Annotated in this window: 16 protein-coding genes; 5 read left to right on the plus strand and 11 right to left on the minus strand. The window is 36.2% G+C overall.

Annotated elements, in window-relative coordinates; all coding sequences use genetic code 11:
- Positions 1 to 6: 6 nt before the first annotated feature.
- The 4 genes from meaB to LBU54_RS05400 all read left to right on the plus strand — a co-directional run bounded on the left by meaB (position 7) and on the right by LBU54_RS05400 (position 4,141).
- Positions 7 to 1,086 (plus strand): methylmalonyl Co-A mutase-associated GTPase MeaB, encoded by a 1,080-nt coding sequence (gene meaB, locus LBU54_RS05385; RefSeq protein WP_224526869.1) that lies wholly within the window; start codon positions 7 to 9, stop codon positions 1,084 to 1,086.
- 89 nt (positions 1,087 to 1,175) lie between these two features.
- Positions 1,176 to 1,892, plus strand: a complete 717-nt coding sequence (locus tag LBU54_RS05390; protein WP_224526871.1) for a glycosyltransferase family 2 protein — start codon at positions 1,176 to 1,178, stop codon at positions 1,890 to 1,892.
- A gap of 10 nt (positions 1,893 to 1,902) precedes the next feature.
- Positions 1,903 to 2,526, plus strand: coding sequence for a lipid-A-disaccharide synthase N-terminal domain-containing protein (locus tag LBU54_RS05395; protein WP_224526873.1), 624 nt, complete (start codon positions 1,903 to 1,905; stop codon positions 2,524 to 2,526).
- Complete coding sequence (locus tag LBU54_RS05400; RefSeq protein WP_224526875.1) at positions 2,519 to 4,141, plus strand: ArnT family glycosyltransferase; 1,623 nt, start codon at positions 2,519 to 2,521, stop codon at positions 4,139 to 4,141. The genes LBU54_RS05395 and LBU54_RS05400 overlap by 8 nt, the downstream gene beginning before the upstream one ends.
- On the opposite strand, the gene LBU54_RS05405 is transcribed toward LBU54_RS05400, so the two are convergent.
- From LBU54_RS05405 to LBU54_RS05450, 10 genes are all read right to left on the minus strand, one after another.
- On the minus strand, positions 4,125 to 4,697 hold the full coding sequence (locus LBU54_RS05405) for a phosphatase PAP2 family protein (RefSeq protein ID WP_224526878.1): 573 nt from the start codon (positions 4,695 to 4,697) through the stop codon (positions 4,125 to 4,127). The two genes, LBU54_RS05400 and LBU54_RS05405, sit on opposite strands and share 17 nt — an antisense overlap.
- Positions 4,697 to 4,924 carry a hypothetical protein gene (locus tag LBU54_RS05410; RefSeq protein WP_224526881.1) on the minus strand — a complete coding sequence of 76 codons (228 nt, stop codon included), beginning with the start codon at positions 4,922 to 4,924 and terminating at the stop codon, positions 4,697 to 4,699. The genes LBU54_RS05405 and LBU54_RS05410 overlap by 1 nt, the downstream gene beginning before the upstream one ends.
- Before the next feature lies 1 nt (position 4,925).
- Complete coding sequence (locus LBU54_RS05415) at positions 4,926 to 6,308, minus strand: MATE family efflux transporter (protein WP_224526884.1); 1,383 nt, start codon at positions 6,306 to 6,308, stop codon at positions 4,926 to 4,928.
- A gap of 48 nt (positions 6,309 to 6,356) precedes the next feature.
- Positions 6,357 to 7,508 (minus strand): glycoside hydrolase family 130 protein, encoded by a 1,152-nt coding sequence (locus LBU54_RS05420; RefSeq protein WP_224526887.1) that lies wholly within the window; start codon positions 7,506 to 7,508, stop codon positions 6,357 to 6,359.
- Positions 7,509 to 7,606: 98 nt separating this feature from the next.
- A complete protein-coding gene (locus tag LBU54_RS05425; RefSeq protein WP_224526889.1) occupies positions 7,607 to 8,098 on the minus strand; it encodes a hypothetical protein in 492 nt (163 codons plus the stop codon).
- 4 nt (positions 8,099 to 8,102) lie between these two features.
- Positions 8,103 to 9,059, minus strand: a complete 957-nt coding sequence (locus LBU54_RS05430) for an NAD(P)H-dependent flavin oxidoreductase (RefSeq protein ID WP_224526893.1) — start codon at positions 9,057 to 9,059, stop codon at positions 8,103 to 8,105.
- A 251-nt stretch (positions 9,060 to 9,310) separates the two neighbouring features.
- On the minus strand, positions 9,311 to 10,927 hold the full coding sequence (locus tag LBU54_RS05435) for a S8 family serine peptidase (RefSeq protein ID WP_224526896.1): 1,617 nt from the start codon (positions 10,925 to 10,927) through the stop codon (positions 9,311 to 9,313).
- Between the two features lie 20 nt (positions 10,928 to 10,947).
- Complete coding sequence (mnmA, locus tag LBU54_RS05440) at positions 10,948 to 12,135, minus strand: tRNA 2-thiouridine(34) synthase MnmA (protein WP_224526899.1); 1,188 nt, start codon at positions 12,133 to 12,135, stop codon at positions 10,948 to 10,950.
- A gap of 117 nt (positions 12,136 to 12,252) precedes the next feature.
- On the minus strand, positions 12,253 to 13,218 hold the full coding sequence (locus LBU54_RS05445; protein WP_224526902.1) for a DUF6438 domain-containing protein: 966 nt from the start codon (positions 13,216 to 13,218) through the stop codon (positions 12,253 to 12,255).
- A 2-nt stretch (positions 13,219 to 13,220) separates the two neighbouring features.
- The gene (locus LBU54_RS05450) at positions 13,221 to 13,931 is read right to left on the minus strand and encodes a toxin-antitoxin system YwqK family antitoxin (RefSeq protein ID WP_224526905.1); all 711 of its coding nucleotides are present in this window, start codon (positions 13,929 to 13,931) and stop codon (positions 13,221 to 13,223) included.
- Positions 13,932 to 14,000: 69 nt separating this feature from the next.
- Here LBU54_RS05450 and LBU54_RS05455 point away from each other — a divergent pair, with 69 nt between their 5' ends.
- Positions 14,001 to 15,005 (plus strand): fasciclin domain-containing protein, encoded by a 1,005-nt coding sequence (locus LBU54_RS05455; RefSeq protein ID WP_224526907.1) that lies wholly within the window; start codon positions 14,001 to 14,003, stop codon positions 15,003 to 15,005.
- A 747-nt stretch (positions 15,006 to 15,752) separates the two neighbouring features.
- On the opposite strand, the gene yidC is transcribed toward LBU54_RS05455, so the two are convergent.
- The gene (yidC, locus tag LBU54_RS05460) at positions 15,753 to 17,666 is read right to left on the minus strand and encodes a membrane protein insertase YidC (RefSeq protein WP_224526910.1); all 1,914 of its coding nucleotides are present in this window, start codon (positions 17,664 to 17,666) and stop codon (positions 15,753 to 15,755) included.
- Between the last annotated feature and the right edge of the window lie 54 nt (positions 17,667 to 17,720).

The following is a 17,720-nucleotide window of genomic DNA, read 5'->3' on the forward strand; positions in this document are numbered from 1 at the left end:
ACTGTTTTGTCAAAAAAAAATCCAAAATATAAATCTGCTTTGCAAGAACAAAAGGGTATTATACCTCCAGAAGTTCTTAATAGTGTATCTGCAAAATCCATAAAAGCCAAACGCCAAAAGCAACCATCTGTAGCATCTTTAGTTGAAGGAATAATTAAAAGCGATATTACGGCTCTGAGCCGTGCTATTACATTAGTAGAAAGTACCAACCCTACTCATAACCAAAAAGCCAACGAAATCATTACAGCATGTTTACCATATGCCAACAAATCTATAAGAATAGGAATTACAGGTGTACCAGGTGTAGGCAAAAGTACCTTTATTGAAGCTTTCGGCACCCATTTGACGAATCTTGGAAAAAAAATTGCAGTTCTAGCTGTTGACCCTAGTAGCACCCTTAGTAAAGGCAGTATACTGGGTGATAAAACCCGTATGGAAGACTTGGTAAAAAACCAAAATGCCTTTATTAGACCTTCGCCTTCTGGTAATTCGCTTGGTGGTGTTGCGCGAAAAACACGCGAAACCATTATTCTATGTGAAGCAGCAGGATTTGATACCATTATGATAGAAACCGTAGGTGTTGGCCAGAGCGAAACAGCCGTACATAGCATGGTAGACTTTTTCCTGTTATTGAAACTTGCTGGAGCGGGTGACGAACTCCAAGGTATTAAACGTGGCATAATCGAAATGGCAGATGCTATAGTTATCAATAAAGCTGATGGTGATAACTTAAAAGCAGCCAAAGCAGCCAAAGTAGAATTTAATAGGGCGTTACACCTTTATCCAGAAAAGGATTCCGGTTGGTTGCCAAAAGTATCGCTTTGCAGTGCATTAAATCAAAGCGGAATTTCTGAGATTTGGGAACTTATTTCAGAATACCTAGAGAAAACAAAGTCTACTAACTATTTTGAACATAATAGAAACAACCAAAATAAGTTTTGGCTGTTACAAACTATAGACGAACGCTTAAAGTCTAACTTCTATAATTCTAAAAAGATAAAAACTGAATTAGACAAGCAACTTGCTCTTGTCGAAGCAGGTAAAACAACTCCTTTTGTGGCAGCAGAATATTTACTTCAACTGTAAAAAAGCTAGTCTATTTGAGACTTCCGAAAAATGGTTCCCACCGAGTTGTAAAAAATCTATATTTTTACGCCTTGTAAGCCAAGACATTCATGACGTATAAATTTACAATTATTGTTCCAGTCTATAATGAAGAGGATAACTTAGAGCGCCTAGAGACTGAGCTCAAAAATTATTTAAAAATTGCGTCAGTACCCACTTCGGTACTTTTTGTCAATGACGGTTCATCAGATAATAGTAAGGCTTTAATACAATCTATTTGTGAGCGAAATGAACATTTTGATTTTATTTCTTTTAAAAAGAATTGTGGCTTAAGTGCAGCTATTAAAGCTGGATTTGACCATGCAAATAGCGAATTAGTGGGCTATATAGATTCCGATCTCCAAACAGCACCAGAAGATTTCAATTTACTTTTAGAACATATTGATTCCTTTGAACTCGTCACAGGTGTACGTTCTAATCGTAAAGATTCGTTTGTGAAAAATGTTTCGTCTAAAATCGCAAATGGTATAAGGCGCGCTTTCACTCACGATGGTATGGATGATACAGGTTGTCCTCTAAAAGTAATACGAACAGCTAATGCAAAACGCATTCCAATGTTTAGAGGACTACATCGCTTTTTACCAGCGATGATACTTTTACAAAATGGACGAATTATACAGATTCCTGTTAGACATTTTCCAAGACTCGCAGGCAAGGCCAAATTTGGACTTTGGAATCGTCTTCTTGGTCCGTTGATGGATTGTTTTGCCTATTTATGGATGAAGAAAAAGTATATTAACTACGAGATCGAAAAATCGAGTAAATAAAACCTTCAATTTGAAAGACTGGATTATTTACAGCATTGGATTTTTAGCTCAGATACTTTTTTCCTCTCGATTAATCATACAATGGATCACGTCAGAAAAACAGCGTAAAGTTATTACGCCGAGCATCTTTTGGACGTTAAGTCTGATAGCATCCTTCTTACTTTTTGTATACGGTTATTTGAGACTAGACTTTGCTATTATGCTAGGGCAAAGTATCACTTATTTTGTCTACATAAGAAATTTGCAGTTGCAAGGGCAGTGGCAAAAATTTCCTAAAGTGGCACGTTGGTTTTTGCTGGTTGTTCCTGCGGGTATAGTTATCTATTATTACAACAATAATAAAATTGATATTGAGCTACTGTTTAAGAATGAAGCAATTCCACTGTGGTTGCTGATCCTGGGTATCATAGCACAGATAATTTTTACGCTTCGTTTTATATACCAATGGATTCACTCAGAAAGGCAAAAGGAATCAACGCTACCTATGGGCTTTTGGGTATTGAGCTTAATAGGTGCTGGATTAATCTTAACCTACGCCATTATACGTGAAGATCCAGTTCTATTTGTAGGGCATTTGTTTGGACTACTCATTTACTCGCGTAATGCCTATCTTATCCGTAAGACTAATGATTAGACAGGTTGAGAAATATCCGGTTTTGAGTTTACTCCTTTTTGTCATAGTAATGCTTGGTTTTACTGTTGATAACCTTCCGGTGAGCATTATGGAAGCTAGAAATTTTATAAGTGCCAGAGAAATGCTTACTGATGGTAATTGGATACTAACCACCATGAATGGCGAAGCACGTTACGAAAAGCCACCTCTTCCAACGTGGATAACAGCTTTTTTTGGATTTTTGTTTGGTATTAAATCTGTCCTAGCGCTACGTTGGCCAGCACTTCTTTTTGTTGCTATTGTTGGTATTTCTATCTATAAGTTATCAACGAAAATGGAACTAAATAAATCCCATAGCCTAATCAATGGTTTTATTGTCATCACATCATTTTATGTGATTGGAATCACAATTGAAGGACCTTGGGATATTTATGCACATGGTTTTATGCTTTTAGCTTTGTTTAATCTGTTTCAACTGTTTAAAAATCAAAAAACAACATTATTAAATAGTATTTTGTTTATTGTCTTTTTAGCATGTTCAATTTTGTCTAAAGGCCCTGTGCCCTTATATGTGCTCCTTTTATCTTTTATTATGGCATATGGAATAGCTTATAGGTTAATAGGTAGTATTTCACATTTCTTAAAACTATTTAGTTTGCTAATATTTGGAATTGCTCTTGGAGGGTGGTGGTATTTTCATGTCCGTATTGCCGATCCTGAGACATTTACTGCTATTGCAACTCGTGAAACCTCAAACTGGAGTAGTTATAACGTAAGACCATTTTATTATTATTGGAGCTTTTTTGCACAAAGCGGCATCTGGACTATACCAGCACTTATGAGTTTGCTATACCCTTACATGAAAACTCGGGTTACTAACCTTAAAGCCTATAGATTTAGTTTCTTTTGGACCATTATAGCGGTAATCTTATTATCTATCATTCCAGAAAAAAAATCACGTTATTTAATGCCAGTACTTATTCCTTTAGCCATAAATATTGGGTTTTATCTTGATTATTTAATTCGTGAGTTTAAATCACTTAAAGACAAAAAAGAGACCTTTGTAGTTTACTTTCAGTTTGGATTAATAGCAACGGTTGCACTTCTATTTGGTACATTGGCTTTCTTTTTGGGACCATTTAACAGTGGTCTAATGTTAGTTAAGTTTATTATTTGCGCAGTAGTTTTAGCTATTATAGGCGTACTTATTCTTGTTAGACTGAAACAAAAGAAGATTAAGACAGTTTTTTATTTGACCATCTTATTTATGCTCAGTCTGGGTCTATTTGCGCTTCCATTAGCACAATTAAAAATTCAGGAAAATTACAATCCTGTTTCAGAATTGGCCAATAATTCCCTGCCTTTGTACAGCTTAAATTATATTGCTCCTGAGGTCATTTATAACTATGGCGATAAGATTCCCAGTATCAGTAAGGAAGATGGTGTTTTAATTCCGGATGAATCCCAATTTTATGTCATTGCAACCAAAACTAATCCTATCTCCATTGAGACTCTAGATAAACTTTACAATATAGAATATATTAAAACTTACGATACTAATTTCACTGAGGAGGGTTCAAAATCCCATAAAAGCCGATTAGTAAATAACGTTTACAAACTTACTCGGAAGGAATAAAGCGCTTTTGGAGATAACCATTGAGTTTATAAAACATAAACCCTGAAAGTGCACCAAATGCCATACCACAAATAATATCCAAAGGATAGTGCACACCTACATAAATTCTGCTGTATGCAACAATGAAACTCCAGAAGAGTAAAACGAAAATCAGCTTTTTAAAAAAGGGTCTGAGGACAAGACCACCGAAAACAGCCGCTGCCATAGAGTTGGACGAATGGCCAGAAAAGAAACCATATTTGCCACAACGCTCTGCCACAAAACGTGCAAAATCGGAAACGCCATCTGCTCTACAAGGCCTAGCGCGCATAAAACCATCCTTAAATACGTTGGTAATTTGATCAGTGAACGTTATCATTACTGCAATAACCAAAATCATCATGAGGAATGGTTTTAACCCATACTTTTTGAAAATAAGAAATAGTAAAATAGCATAGAGCGGAATAAAGGTTAGTTTGTTTGTGATGACCAGCCAAAGTGTATCCCAGGTCTCACTCCCTAAATTGTTAAGAAATAAAAATAATTCTTTATCTAGTTCTAGTAGTTGGTCTATCATTAGTCTTCGTAGCGTTGTACCTCCCTATCGTAAAACGCTGTGGCTTGTATTATATAATTTTCAGCTTCGGTTTCGAGCTCTTTTTGATCATGTTGATCAAACTCTTCGAACCACTCTACCTCATCGTTTTGTAAATTAAGAATGAATCTAGGAAACTCTGTATGGATGATAAAAATCGCATCAGGATAATCCGTATTGTCGCCTAAAATAAACTTTGGTAATTCCATGTTAGTTATTGTCTTTTTGCAAAATTAAACGCTTTGTGAGATAATTAAACCTTAAAAACAATAAAATTGCCGCAGAGGTAAGTCCTGCTATAAGACCAATCCAAATACCCAAACTACCGTAGGCGTCTTCCTTACCTAAGAAATAGCTAATTGGGAATCCAATCACCCAATAGGCAATAAATGTAATTAAGGTTGGAATCTTAACATCCTGTAAGCCACGTAAAGCACCCAAAACGATGACCTGTAAACTGTCACTAATTTGAAAGACAGCTGCTGCCAATAACAAGTTTGAAGCGATCTCGATTACCTCAGTGATATCGTTTAGTTCCGTAGCATCATCCAAGTTCACATAAAGATGTGGCAGGTATTGGTGGAAGACTACAAAGAATAGGGCAAATATTACAGCAAAGATGGTCCCTACAAAAAAGATGGACTCCGCTATACGTCGTAGGTTCACAAAATCCTTAAGTCCTTTTTGATTGCCTACTCGAATCATGGAAGCCACACTTAATCCCATAGCCACCATAAAGGTCATGGAGGCCAAGTTAAGTGCAATCTGATTAGCCGCTTGAGCGTTTTTGCCCAATATGCCTGAAAGCCAAATAGCAACCGTAAAAATGGCCACTTCAAAGAACATCTGCATGGCAGAAGGCAAACCAAGATTGATCAATTTCTTTATTGGCTGACTACTAAGTTTAAAGTATTTGATATTGGTAACATAGTTTCTGGACTTATCACGTTTGGCCAATAACCACCATAAAAAGAACAGCATGACTATGCGTGATACCAAGGTACCAACTGCTGCACCAACAATACCCAATTGCGGAAAGCCGAACTTACCAAAGATGAGAACATAGTTTATGATCACATTAAGCACATTAGCCAATAAGGTCGCATACATTGGGTATTTGGTAAGTGACATACCATCACTAAACTGTTTAAAAGCCTGAAACATAATTAAAGGCACCAATGAAAAAGCCACCAAATCCAAATATGGAATAGCAAGAGTAACCACTTCCTCTGGCTGATCCATAACAGTCATTAAAGGTTTGGCCAATAGAAGTAATAAAAACAATACAAAACCCAAAACAGAGCAGAGAAAAAAGCCATGCTTAAATACGGACTTCCCCTTACCAAAATTATTTTCTGCATCTGCTTCTGCTACTAATGGTGTTATGGCTGTAGAAAAGCCAATACCTAGCGACATGGCAATAAAAATAAAGCTATTGCCCAATGATACAGCAGCCAACTCTGCCGCACCGAGTTGCCCTACCATAACGTTATCTATAAAGCTAACAAAGGTGTGCCCAAGCATACCCAAAATAACTGGAGATGCTAGCCTAAGATTATATTTAAACTCTTTGGTATAGTTTCTCAAAACCATGGCGCAAAAGTAGTGGTTTTGAACTAGGAAACATGGTATTGATATGAGTTATTCGTAGACAGCAACAGCAATTTTAGAATCTGCGGTTCCATAGTACAAAAACCATTTTTCTTTAAAATATACAAGACCTTCAACAAAGCAAACTTCATTGACCTCTCCCACCTTTTCATAGTCCTTATCAGGATAGATAAAGTAACTCTCTGTTCTGTCTATTAACTTGTAAGGTTCGTTTTTATCGAATAAGGCTTGTCCCGCCGCATATGTAAAATCTGGTAAATTACTATCATTATTACTATTAGCATTACTGGCATTATAAATAAGCAAAATACCACTGTCTTTATAAAGTGCATAAGGTCCTGGTTCTACCAATCTACTATCAAAATAGCCTGGTCTTGGGTGTAGTACAGAAATTCGTCTTTGGTACTCCTCATTTTCAACCACCTCCCAATCTCTAAGGTCATTAGAATTGGCCATGAATATATTGGTATCACCAAAATACATCCAATACTTTCCGTTTATTTTTTTGGCTACTATTTTGTCGCCTTTGAGTTCACCCACAATGGCTCCGGCCTTAGACCATACATCTTTGTATGCGTCGGTTTTCATTACCAAACCGTGTTTGGTCCAAATCTTTAAATCTTTGGAAGAGGCTATGGAGAGTCTTGCCGTTTTACCATCGTAAGCCGTGTAGGTCATAAAATAGTTGCCATCCTCGCTTTCTACAATTCTTGGGTCTTCCACACCATCAAAATAACAGAAATAGCAATCTTCTGTATTATTCTGTTGGCTGGCGTCCTTTTTGTAATTCCACTCATAGACCTTCATGGCATCCTTGTCCGGGTAAAACACGGGTTCTGGCATTTTCGTAAAGTTAAGACCGTCTGTACTCACGGCCATACCAATTCTTGAGGTACCTAGTTTGTCTTGTGCTCTATACATTAAAAATACAGTATCATTTTTTACAACAGCAGTAGGATTAAGTACATTGCGCTCTTCCCAATTCACCGTATCTAAGCTAATTGGATCCTGAAACTGTAAAAATGCCGATGGCTTTAAAATTGGATTTAAACTATCTACTTTCTCAAAATAGGGAAAGGCCCAGTTATTGGTATCTTCTTCATCTAAGGTCTTTAATGTCTTTTCCGATTGACAGCCTAAACATAAAAGAATTATAAAACACTGCGCTACAAACCTATGCATTAGCTTAGAGATTAGTTGTTAATTGTAGCTAAGAAGGTACAAAAACAAAAGCAATTTTTCCTGCTTATACTAAGTTTATAAACGCTTTGGTACCCTATTTAATTAGTCATTAATTTTAAAGATAGGCTATTTAGCGGAGCCACTATTCCATAGAGATAGGCTCTAAACTTTCTAATGGGTTTTCCGTTTTTAAAGTATGGTGCTCCAGCGTTCAGGTCAATTGGTTTCCAACCCATGTCGTATTTGCTATTCTGCTTTAGGTCTATGGCTGTTGGTTCAAATGTAAATTGGTTAGTCGTAAAATGTAGTATGATGCCATACTTGGCATTAAAATATTGCTTGTCTAAATTGGTAGCATTGCCTTTTTCGCTAGTAAATTGTATGCTTTTGTTTTCAATAGTCTCAACAATAGTAATGTCGTAGTTTTCCATGTTGGCTACAAGCCAATCTAGCACTTTTGTGTAGGTGTTACTTTCAACATCTATTGCTATAAAGCGTGGTGATAGACCGTCTTCTGTAATTACAAATTGCTCTTGGCTAAAAACTAAGCTGCTTATTAGAACACACAAACATAGAAGTAACTGTTTCATTCTATCAAAGTTTGGACAAGTCATTTTTAGCAAGTTCAAACTCGGTCAGCATATCGTTTACAATGGTCGCTACTGGTTTAATGTCGTGAATCAATCCCGAGATTTGGCCTATTTCGAGTTCGCCATCATCCAAATCACCTTCAAACATACCACGCTTGGCTCGTGCTCTACCCAAAAGTTCTTTTAACTGCTCTAGTGTTGGTGCGGTTTTGTAGAGTTCTTGCACTTGGTTGTAAAACTTATTTTTTATTAAGCGTACTGGTGCCAATTCCTTTAAGGTGAGTTGTGTATCCCCTTCTTTCGCATCAACTACAACCTTTTTAAAATCGGGATGTGCAGAAGATTCCTCGCTTGCTACAAATCGGCTTCCAACCTGCACACCATCTGCACCTAAAACCATACAGGCGAGCATGGCTCTTCCTGTTGCAATACCACCAGCAGCAATTAATGGAATTTTGAGATGTTCCTTTACCATAGGAATCAAAGTTAAGGTAGTTGTTTCGTCACGCCCATTATGACCACCTGCTTCAAAGCCTTCAGCAACCACAGCATCTACACCAGCATCTTGAGCTTTTAAAGCAAACTTAACACTACTCACAACATGAACAACCTTAATACCTTTATCTTGTAACCATTTCGTCCAAGTTTTTGGATTTCCTGCAGAAGTAAAGACAATTTTTACGCCTTCCTCAACAATGATGTCCATAATCTCCTTAATATTGGGATATAGCATCGGTACATTAACACCAAAGGGTTTTTCTGTAGCATTTTTGCATTTCTGAATATGCTCTCGTAATACTTCTGGATACATAGATCCTGCACCAATAAGCCCAAGAATTCCTGCATTACTCGAAGCCGATGCTAAGCGCCATCCACTATTCCAGATCATTCCAGCTTGTATTATTGGGTGATCAATATTGAAAAGTTGGGTTATTCTGTTTTTCATAGGTATTTGCTTCATGTAAAATGAGATTGCCACGTCTCTCGATTATTATCGAAATCCTCGTAATGACATTTCATTTGGTCATAAAATTCGTCAATTCGAGTGAATTTCACGAATGTAAATGAGAGAAATTTTATCGAGAATTAGAATTAAAGTGCAAAGGGTTCTCGATACATCCCAAGAACAATTGGGACACTCGAACAGATGGCAATCTTCAATTTATTTTTCACATAAAATTGTCCTAGGTCGTCTTCCTAAAATTTTTATCGCTATCGCTTGATGAACTTGTAGGTTTTCGTAGTTCCTTCAGAATTAAGTTCTAAAATAAAGAGTCCTGGAGCCATAAACGAAACATCAACCGTATTAAAATTGTTGGCTACGTTTGTATTTAAAATTCGTTGTCCTAGTTGGTTGTAGATATTAAGTTCAGCACTAATATCATCCACTGGGAATTGAATATTTAATTCATCTCCAACTGGATTTGGATAAACTGAAAACTCTGGTATGAGATCTTCATCCACAGATAAGGCAATACTTCTTGCCAGGTCTAAATCCGGAATTCCGTAACCCAATAAATCATCTGGTGCAGTGTACTGAGACGCAGATTGCCTTACATAATCCATAACTTCGGTTGGTGAAGCATCTGGAATGGCTTGCCATAGAGATGCAATACCACCACAAAGTATAGGACTACTAAACGAAGTACCATTATTTTGTGTTATAGTATTATTTTGATCTACCACAAATGCAGCTCCTCCTCTAGCGACGACATCTGGCTTTTGGTAACCCACTTGTGCTGCACCACCTTGGCTACTAAAAGCAACATAATTACCATTTGCATCAACTGCACCAACAGAAAGCACGTCTGGCGAATCAGCAGGAGCACCAACCGTTTGCCATGTTGTTGCTCCAGCATTACCAGCACTAACCACCACTAAGATTCCTTTTTCAACTGCTATAGAAGCACCTTTAGATATAAAGGCCACTTGACCATTCATATCAGCAGGTGTGTAATCATAATTACTATTATCAAAGACGCGATAGCCTAATGAGGTATTTATTATATCAACACCGAGACTATCAGCACGTTCTGCGGCTTCTACCCAGTAACTTTCCTCAACAGGATTTTCGCTAGACACATCTTCAGTTAAGAACAAATAATACGATGCATCAGGAGCGGTACCCACAAATTGGTCTTGTATAAAACCTGCCATATCACTCAGCACACGTGTTCCATGCGAACTTGTGGTATTCGCATACACATCTGTATTTCTTGTTACAAAATCATAGCCATCTAGCAAATGACCATTATCACGTAAACGCTGAAAGGCACCCAAAGTATTTACATTTGGAAAACCAGAATCCATAACAGCGATAGTTATACCTTCACCTGTAAAGTCCTCTAGGTGAAGATTATCAGCATTAATCATTTCTACTTGATTCTGGGTACTACCATAAGTAAAAACTTCTTGCACTTCGACACTGTCGTATTTATCCTGTGCGTGGTAGTCACGAGATCCAGAATTGAGACTTTTGTCTGCAAAATCAATACTATCTACATAAGATAACGCATTAAGCGCATTAATATCTGCTTCTGTTCCTCTGACATGAACTGCATTAAACCATTTGGATTTAGCCATAACGGTTATTCCTGTCTGTGTTTTTAGATTGCTAATATAGACTTCGTTAACAGGTACATCACGCTCATCAATCGCAATACTGTACTGTTGTTTGCGGTCGATTGCTTTTTGGGTAAGAATAGTAATTGGATTTGCCAAAGATGAAGCAACATTTGCTTTGTCGGTCAAATAAACCCAAGCATCTTGTTGCGCTGTTGCAGTTATTGAAATTTGAAGCAATAAAAGCATGCATATATTTCTAAACATGGCTTTTCTTTTATTGCAAGTTAAGAAATTACGCCTGAACCGACTAATTCTTCCTCAATGTACCAAGCAACGAACTGACCTTCGGTTATGGCAGATTGTTTGTTTTTAAATTCTACATAAAGTCCATTATGCACCTTATGTAAGGTAGCCTCTTCCAAGGGTTGTCTGTATCTAATTCGTGCTTTAACCGCCATGGTTTCACCGTTGTTCAATGCTAAATCTTCTCTAATCCAATGTAATTCATCATTCGTGACAAAAAGAACATTTCTTAACAAACCTGGATGGTTTTTACCTTGGCCAGTGTAAATGACGTTTTCATCTACATCAGTTTCAATAACAAACAAGGGTTCTTTAGTTCCACCTACAGCTAGGCCTTTGCGTTGACCTTTAGTAAAATAGTGTGCACCTTGGTGCTTCCCAACTATTTTTCCATCAGATAAGCTATACGATGGTTTGGTTGAAAAGTAAGCCAATTCGTTCTCTTTGGTTTCAAACTGTGGAATTTTTTGCTGATATGCTGGAAATGATTCGTCCACTTCAACAATAACACCCTCTTTGGGTTTTAATTGCTGTTGTAAAAATTCAGGTAAACGTACCTTTCCTATGAAACAAAGACCTTGAGAATCTTTCTTTTCAGCCGTAATTAAGTCTTGGTTCTTAGCGATTTCCCTAACTTCTGGTTTTGTCAATTCACCAATCGGAAATAAAGCTTTTGCCAATTGCGTCTGTGATAATTGACAAAGAAAATACGATTGATCTTTATTACCATCCACTCCAGATAGTAATTGGTATATGGTTTCGCCATCCTTATTAATAGAACCCTTTCGGCAATAATGACCGGTAGCAACATAATCGGCTCCGAGTTCCATAGCAATGTCCATAAAGACATCGAACTTAATTTCACGGTTACATAATACATCTGGATTAGGTGTACGTCCTTTCTCGTACTCGCTAAACATATAATCTACAATCCGTTCTTTGTATTGGACGCTTAAATCTACAGTTTGAAAAGGAATACCCAATTTATCGGCAACCAGCATGGCATCGTTACTATCTTCTAACCAAGGGCATTCGTCTGATATTGTCACAGAGTCATCATGCCAGTTTTTCATAAATAATCCAATAACCTCATAACCTTGCTCCTTTAATAAATAGGCCGCAACACTAGAGTCAACACCACCAGAAAGTCCAACAATAACGCGTTTCATGTCTACTTTGTCTCAAAAACCGAAGCAAAATTACAAATAAAAAAAGCATTTTATATCAGCATACTAAACCGAAATTAAATACACTTTAAAAGACAGTAATTATCAAAAAAAGTAGTACTACAAAGGCTTCCAATCTTGATTAAAGCGCAGTGCTAGTAGTTTCTCGTAAAGTAATTGTAAACCAAGTGTGCCGCGCATGCCATAATCTTGAATGAACTTAAAAGAACCATCAGAAAAATAGACTTTTAGCACTGAGGTTTGGTCGTCCGTCCATCCAACCTTATAACTATTTTCGAGTTCTTTGATATTAACTTCATTCATCAATTTTACAATAGCTTCGAAATCTGAAGGATTAAGGACAGTTTCAAAAACACCCTCCTCCTTATCTTCGTTTTGAGGAGTGTTTTTAAAATTGTAATATTTAGCGTGAAATTTGGATTTTTCACGAGGAAATAAGATTAAATCAAAAACTGGGCAAGTACCAAAACAGCCGGTAGTCCCAAATTCAATTTTTTCAATCTGGTAATCTGCTGTTCGTTCCACATATTCAATAAAACTACCGCTTTTAAAAACCATAGTTGATTTAATGAATTCCTTTCCTCCAAAAACTGAATTTTTCCGATATATTTCTACTAAGGATAAATCATTTTTTTGAAGCAATTTTGTGTAGATTGGAAATTGTTCAATGCTGTGGGACGGTACTAAGGATAAGACTTTATAATTGTTAGCCCCTTGGTCTAAAATTGCCAAGGCATTGAAGGAAAAATTAGATGTTCCTGTTATTACCAAATCATTTAACCCATTGCCATCAAAATCTGCCTTAATGTAGTCAGTTTTTGGTATTAAAGAATCTAATTGTTGTTTTAAAGTTGAATTTGCAAGTTCTACTTTTTTGTACTCATGTGGTGGAATACAGATAAATCCAATTAACGAGGAGTCCACGGTTTTTACAAAATCTTGTAGTTCCTTTAAATTTGATATGCTATCAATTTTTGTGATTTGACTTGATTTTAGGTTCACATTCTTCTTTGCGCAAGACAAACACAAAAAAATTATACAAAAAGCTTTTAGGAAATTTTTCATTATTAATCCTTATCATAGACCACTTTATTTATAGTATGATCTATTTCTTTGGAAAGTACACCATCTTTATAATATTTCCAAACACCAACCTTTTGGTCTTTTTGAAACATCCCTTCAGAAGCCCTATTGCCCTTACCGTCGTAATTTATTGTTTGTCCATGGCGCTCACCATTTAGATATTCTACGGTCCTGATATATTGCTTGGCTTTAGTATACCATTGCGCTTCCCCATTTAGTTTTCCATTCTTGTAATACGTGTCTTCTGCAATGTTGCCATTTTCATAATAAACCAATCGTTTCCCATCTAGCAAACCTTTGTCATTGTAATGCTCTTCGATCATAATTGCATCAGAATTATTATGATAATAAATCCATTTACCAATAAAATTCTTTCTGATCATTTTACCATGACTTACAATCTTTTTTGCAGAAGTGTAAAATGTTACCTTGGCAATATCGTCGCTTTCATTGAATTCTTTTGTTGCACTAAGCACACTTTTACCATCTTTGAGTTTATAAAACTTAAAAGTACCTACTTCCTTACCGTTTATAAAATTACCTTCATACCGTTTCTGATCTGTCCCATCATAGTTTTTAGTCCAGTATCCGTGGCGTTCACCGTTTTTATCGTACTGATTGACGGATTGTTGTCCTAAACAAGTTGTTAAAGTTATTGTAAAAATTAACGTGAATATTATTGTTTGTTTAATCATTTTATATTTTTGTTAAACAAATGTAACAAACGTTTGTGCAATGTTGAACAAATTTAAAAACTTAAAAAAATGAAATTTATTTCAAAAACAATCAAATTAATACCAGTATTATTTTTGGTATTTGGTCTTACTGCATGCAGTGACGACGACGACAATAACGGTAACGGTGTACAGGCTACTACAGTAGTTGATGTTGCTTTAGAAAACAACTTAACCTCTTTAGCTGCTGCTTTAGAAGCAACAGGATTAGTAAGTACTTTACAAGGAACTGGACCATTTACAGTATTTGCTCCATCTAATGACGCATTTACAGCATTCTTAACCGAAGAAGGCATTGATTTAGATAATTTAACAACGGAACAAGAAGCAGTTGTAACTAATATTTTATTAAACCATGTCATCATCGGTGATAATTTATTATCTACTGATTTAGTTGCCGCAGGATCTGGATATACGAATACAGGTGCGACTGGACCAAATGGAGAAAACTTAAGCTTATATTTTTCAACAACAAATGGAGTAGTTATAAATGGCGACTCAGAAGTAACAGACGCTGATAATACGGCTACAAACGGAGTAATACACATTGTTGATGACGTAATTGAATTACCAACCATAGGGACATTTGCAACGTCAAATCCGGCTCTATCTATTTTGGTAGATGCGTTAATCTATGCTGATGATGAAGGAACACCAACCGTACCATATGTGGATACTGTTTTTGACGAAGAAGGTGCACCTTTAACTGTATTTGCTCCAACTAATGATGCATTTGTAAATGTACTAGCAGAATTGAACTTAACTGGCTTCGGTGAAGGTCAAGGCGAATTAAATGCAGCAACAACTGATGCTGTATTATTAGCACATATAGTAAGCGGAAATGTACAATCTTCAGGTTTACCAAACGGTACTGTTTCAACAATTGGTGGAACAGACTTAATAGTAGACAACAGTGCGTTTACATTAACAGACCCTAATGACAGAGTAACTAATATCGTAACAACATTAGTAAACATACAAGGGATTAATGGTGTAGTACACGTTGTTGATAGAGTGATATTACCAAGTCTATAATTAAGGAAAGTCGAGGCTGATTACCTCATTTTTATATTGATTGATTTAGTTAGTAGTGAAACCCGGACAAAAGTCCGGGTTTGCTTTTTTTAAAAGATACGCTCTACTAACTATCTCTTATGTTCTGGACTATCAAAACCAGCTCTGCAACCTGCCTGCCATTCATCTGGTAAGTTCCCATAAGCAGGTACACCACCATTATATTTGAGCATTCTCGCTAAATGCAAACAATTCCAAACTAAAAATGTGGTATTTCTATTTGTAAAATAATTTTCTGGACCCCTGATCCTTCATCACTATTTGATGGCCCTGGGTTAGCTTCTCCTATCCAACTACCGTCTGGCTGTGGTGGAATTGTATAACCAATATTTTATAAGAAAAATAATATGTTCATAGCACAATTTTTATCACCATGTTCATTGCCAGTAATTAACGTCGCTCCAACATTATCACAATCCCTATATTATCCCTTTTTGTTGAACTGGTGTGTATAACCATACATGCGTTCTAAGGTCCTATTGCAAACCGATGACTTTTCTCCCATCCATATCGAAATGTAAAGGATAGGACTTTTAAATCGTCATAGTTAGCTGGTGGTTCATAGCAATGATTTTCAATCCTTTTCTAAGTTGTATACGCGTTTATAATATAAGCTTGATGTGTCTGTTTTCTTATATAAAGCCTATTCATACGACTAAAAAAACCTCAACATTTCTGTTGAGGTCGTTTATAAAATAATTAATTATACTATTTTTTCTTTTTACGCTGTTGTATTTGCTTCTGTTGCTCCGCTTGCTCCATCATTTCTTTCATCTTTCTTTGGAATCTGTTTTCCTTCTTAGGCTTGCTCTTACTTACCTCTATTTTAGCAAGTACTTTATCTTCATCTATAATGTAGTTCTTTATTACCAACATTATACCGATACTAATTAAGTTAGAAATAAAATAATATAAACTTAGTCCTGAGGCGTAATTGTTGAAGAACACTAACATTAACAAAGGTGAGAAATAAATCATATACTTCATCATTTTACCCATGTCTGGCATTCCCTCTTGTTGAGGGGCCTGAGTTGCCATTTGTTGGCCAGTAGTCATTTTCATATAAAAGAAAATCGCTATTGCCGCCAAAATTGGGAATAAGCTTACATGATCACCGTAAAATGGTATATTAAATGGTAAGTCGAAAATAGAGTCATAAGAACTTAAATCGTCTGCCCACAAAAAGCTTTTTTGTCTCAAATCAAAGGCAGTTGGAAAAAACATAAATAAGGCATAAAATACTGGTATTTGCATTAAACCAGGCAAACAACCACTTAGTGGACTTGCACCAGCTTTACTTTGTAAAGCCATCGTTTCTTGCTGTGCCTTTAATTTATTGTCCTTATACTTTTGTCTTATGGCATCGAGTTCTGGTTTTAATATTTTCATTTTAGCCTGAGAGAGGAATTGCTTATACTGCACGAAAGACAATAATATTTTAACCAAAATGGTCATAACAATAATGGCGATACCGTAGGGTAAGAAACCACTTAACCAACCAAATAATGGTATAAATAATGCCTTGTTTATCCAGCCAAAAATTCCCCAACCAAAAGGTATACTATCTTCAAGATTCTTACCGTAGGTTTTTAAAACCTTACTGTCTGTTGGCCCATAGTAAAGGCCAAAACTCTCATTAAGTTCGCCACCTTTGAATGCCAAAGGCATTTTTGCCGTATATTTTTTTGTAAAAAGTGTATCAACTTCTTCATCCTCCACCAAGTCAGTAGAAGTTATAGCTACATCATTAAATGTACCCTCTCCAGCTACTAGTATGGTACTGAAAAAGTGCTGTCTGTAGGATAACCAAGATAAATCATTAACAGTTTCATCATCATCTCCCATCTGGGATAACTTATCAACCTTATCACCATCATACATGTAAGTTAAACGTGTATACCTGTTCTCGTAACTAATACTTTTAGCATGGCGAATATTTTTTTGTCTCCAATCTAGATTAATAGGCTGGGAAGTATTGAAGACGCCACTTAAACCTTGTGATCGAATGGAGAAATCAATCATGTAGTCATCGGGTTTCAGCTCGTAACGATACTCGAGAAACGCACTTTCTGAAACCTTAAGTTTCATAGATACAATTGTATTCTCACCACTTTTTGTTACAAATGGTTGAAAGGGCAGATCCTGAGTATTAAAAATTCGATTATCTGAAGTACCAAAAGTAATATTAAAGTTACTGTTATTGTCCTTAACCAAATAAATTGGTACAGAATCATAGTCTACAAAATTTTTCAGCTCTACCTCGGCCAAATGACCGCCAGTATTATTGAAAGTAAGTTTAAAAACATCGGTTTCAACCTTTGTTTTCTCTAGATTAGTTGATTGGGTTAATGCATATGAGAATGCGCCTAATTTATTATGTAATGCTACGCGTTGTGTAGAATCTAAATTTTGAGTGTTTGTGTAATCTTCAGCTGTCGTAACGATTGCTTCGTTCTGCTTACTACTTGATTTAGGCTCGGCTTCTACCTGCTCCTGCTCCGCTTTCTTTTGTGCTTCAATTTCCTCTGGAGTAGGTTGATTCTGATACATGATGTATAAGAGAATTCCAAAAATTAAGATGAATCCTATTATTGAATTAATATCTAACTTCTTTTCTTCCATATTTTAATCCGCTATTTACGGTAATCTTGATTAGTTGTAAGGCTTGTCCCAAAA

Origin of the sequence: Winogradskyella alexanderae (assembly GCF_020166335.1) — a bacterium.
GTDB lineage: Bacteria > Bacteroidota > Bacteroidia > Flavobacteriales > Flavobacteriaceae > Winogradskyella > Winogradskyella alexanderae.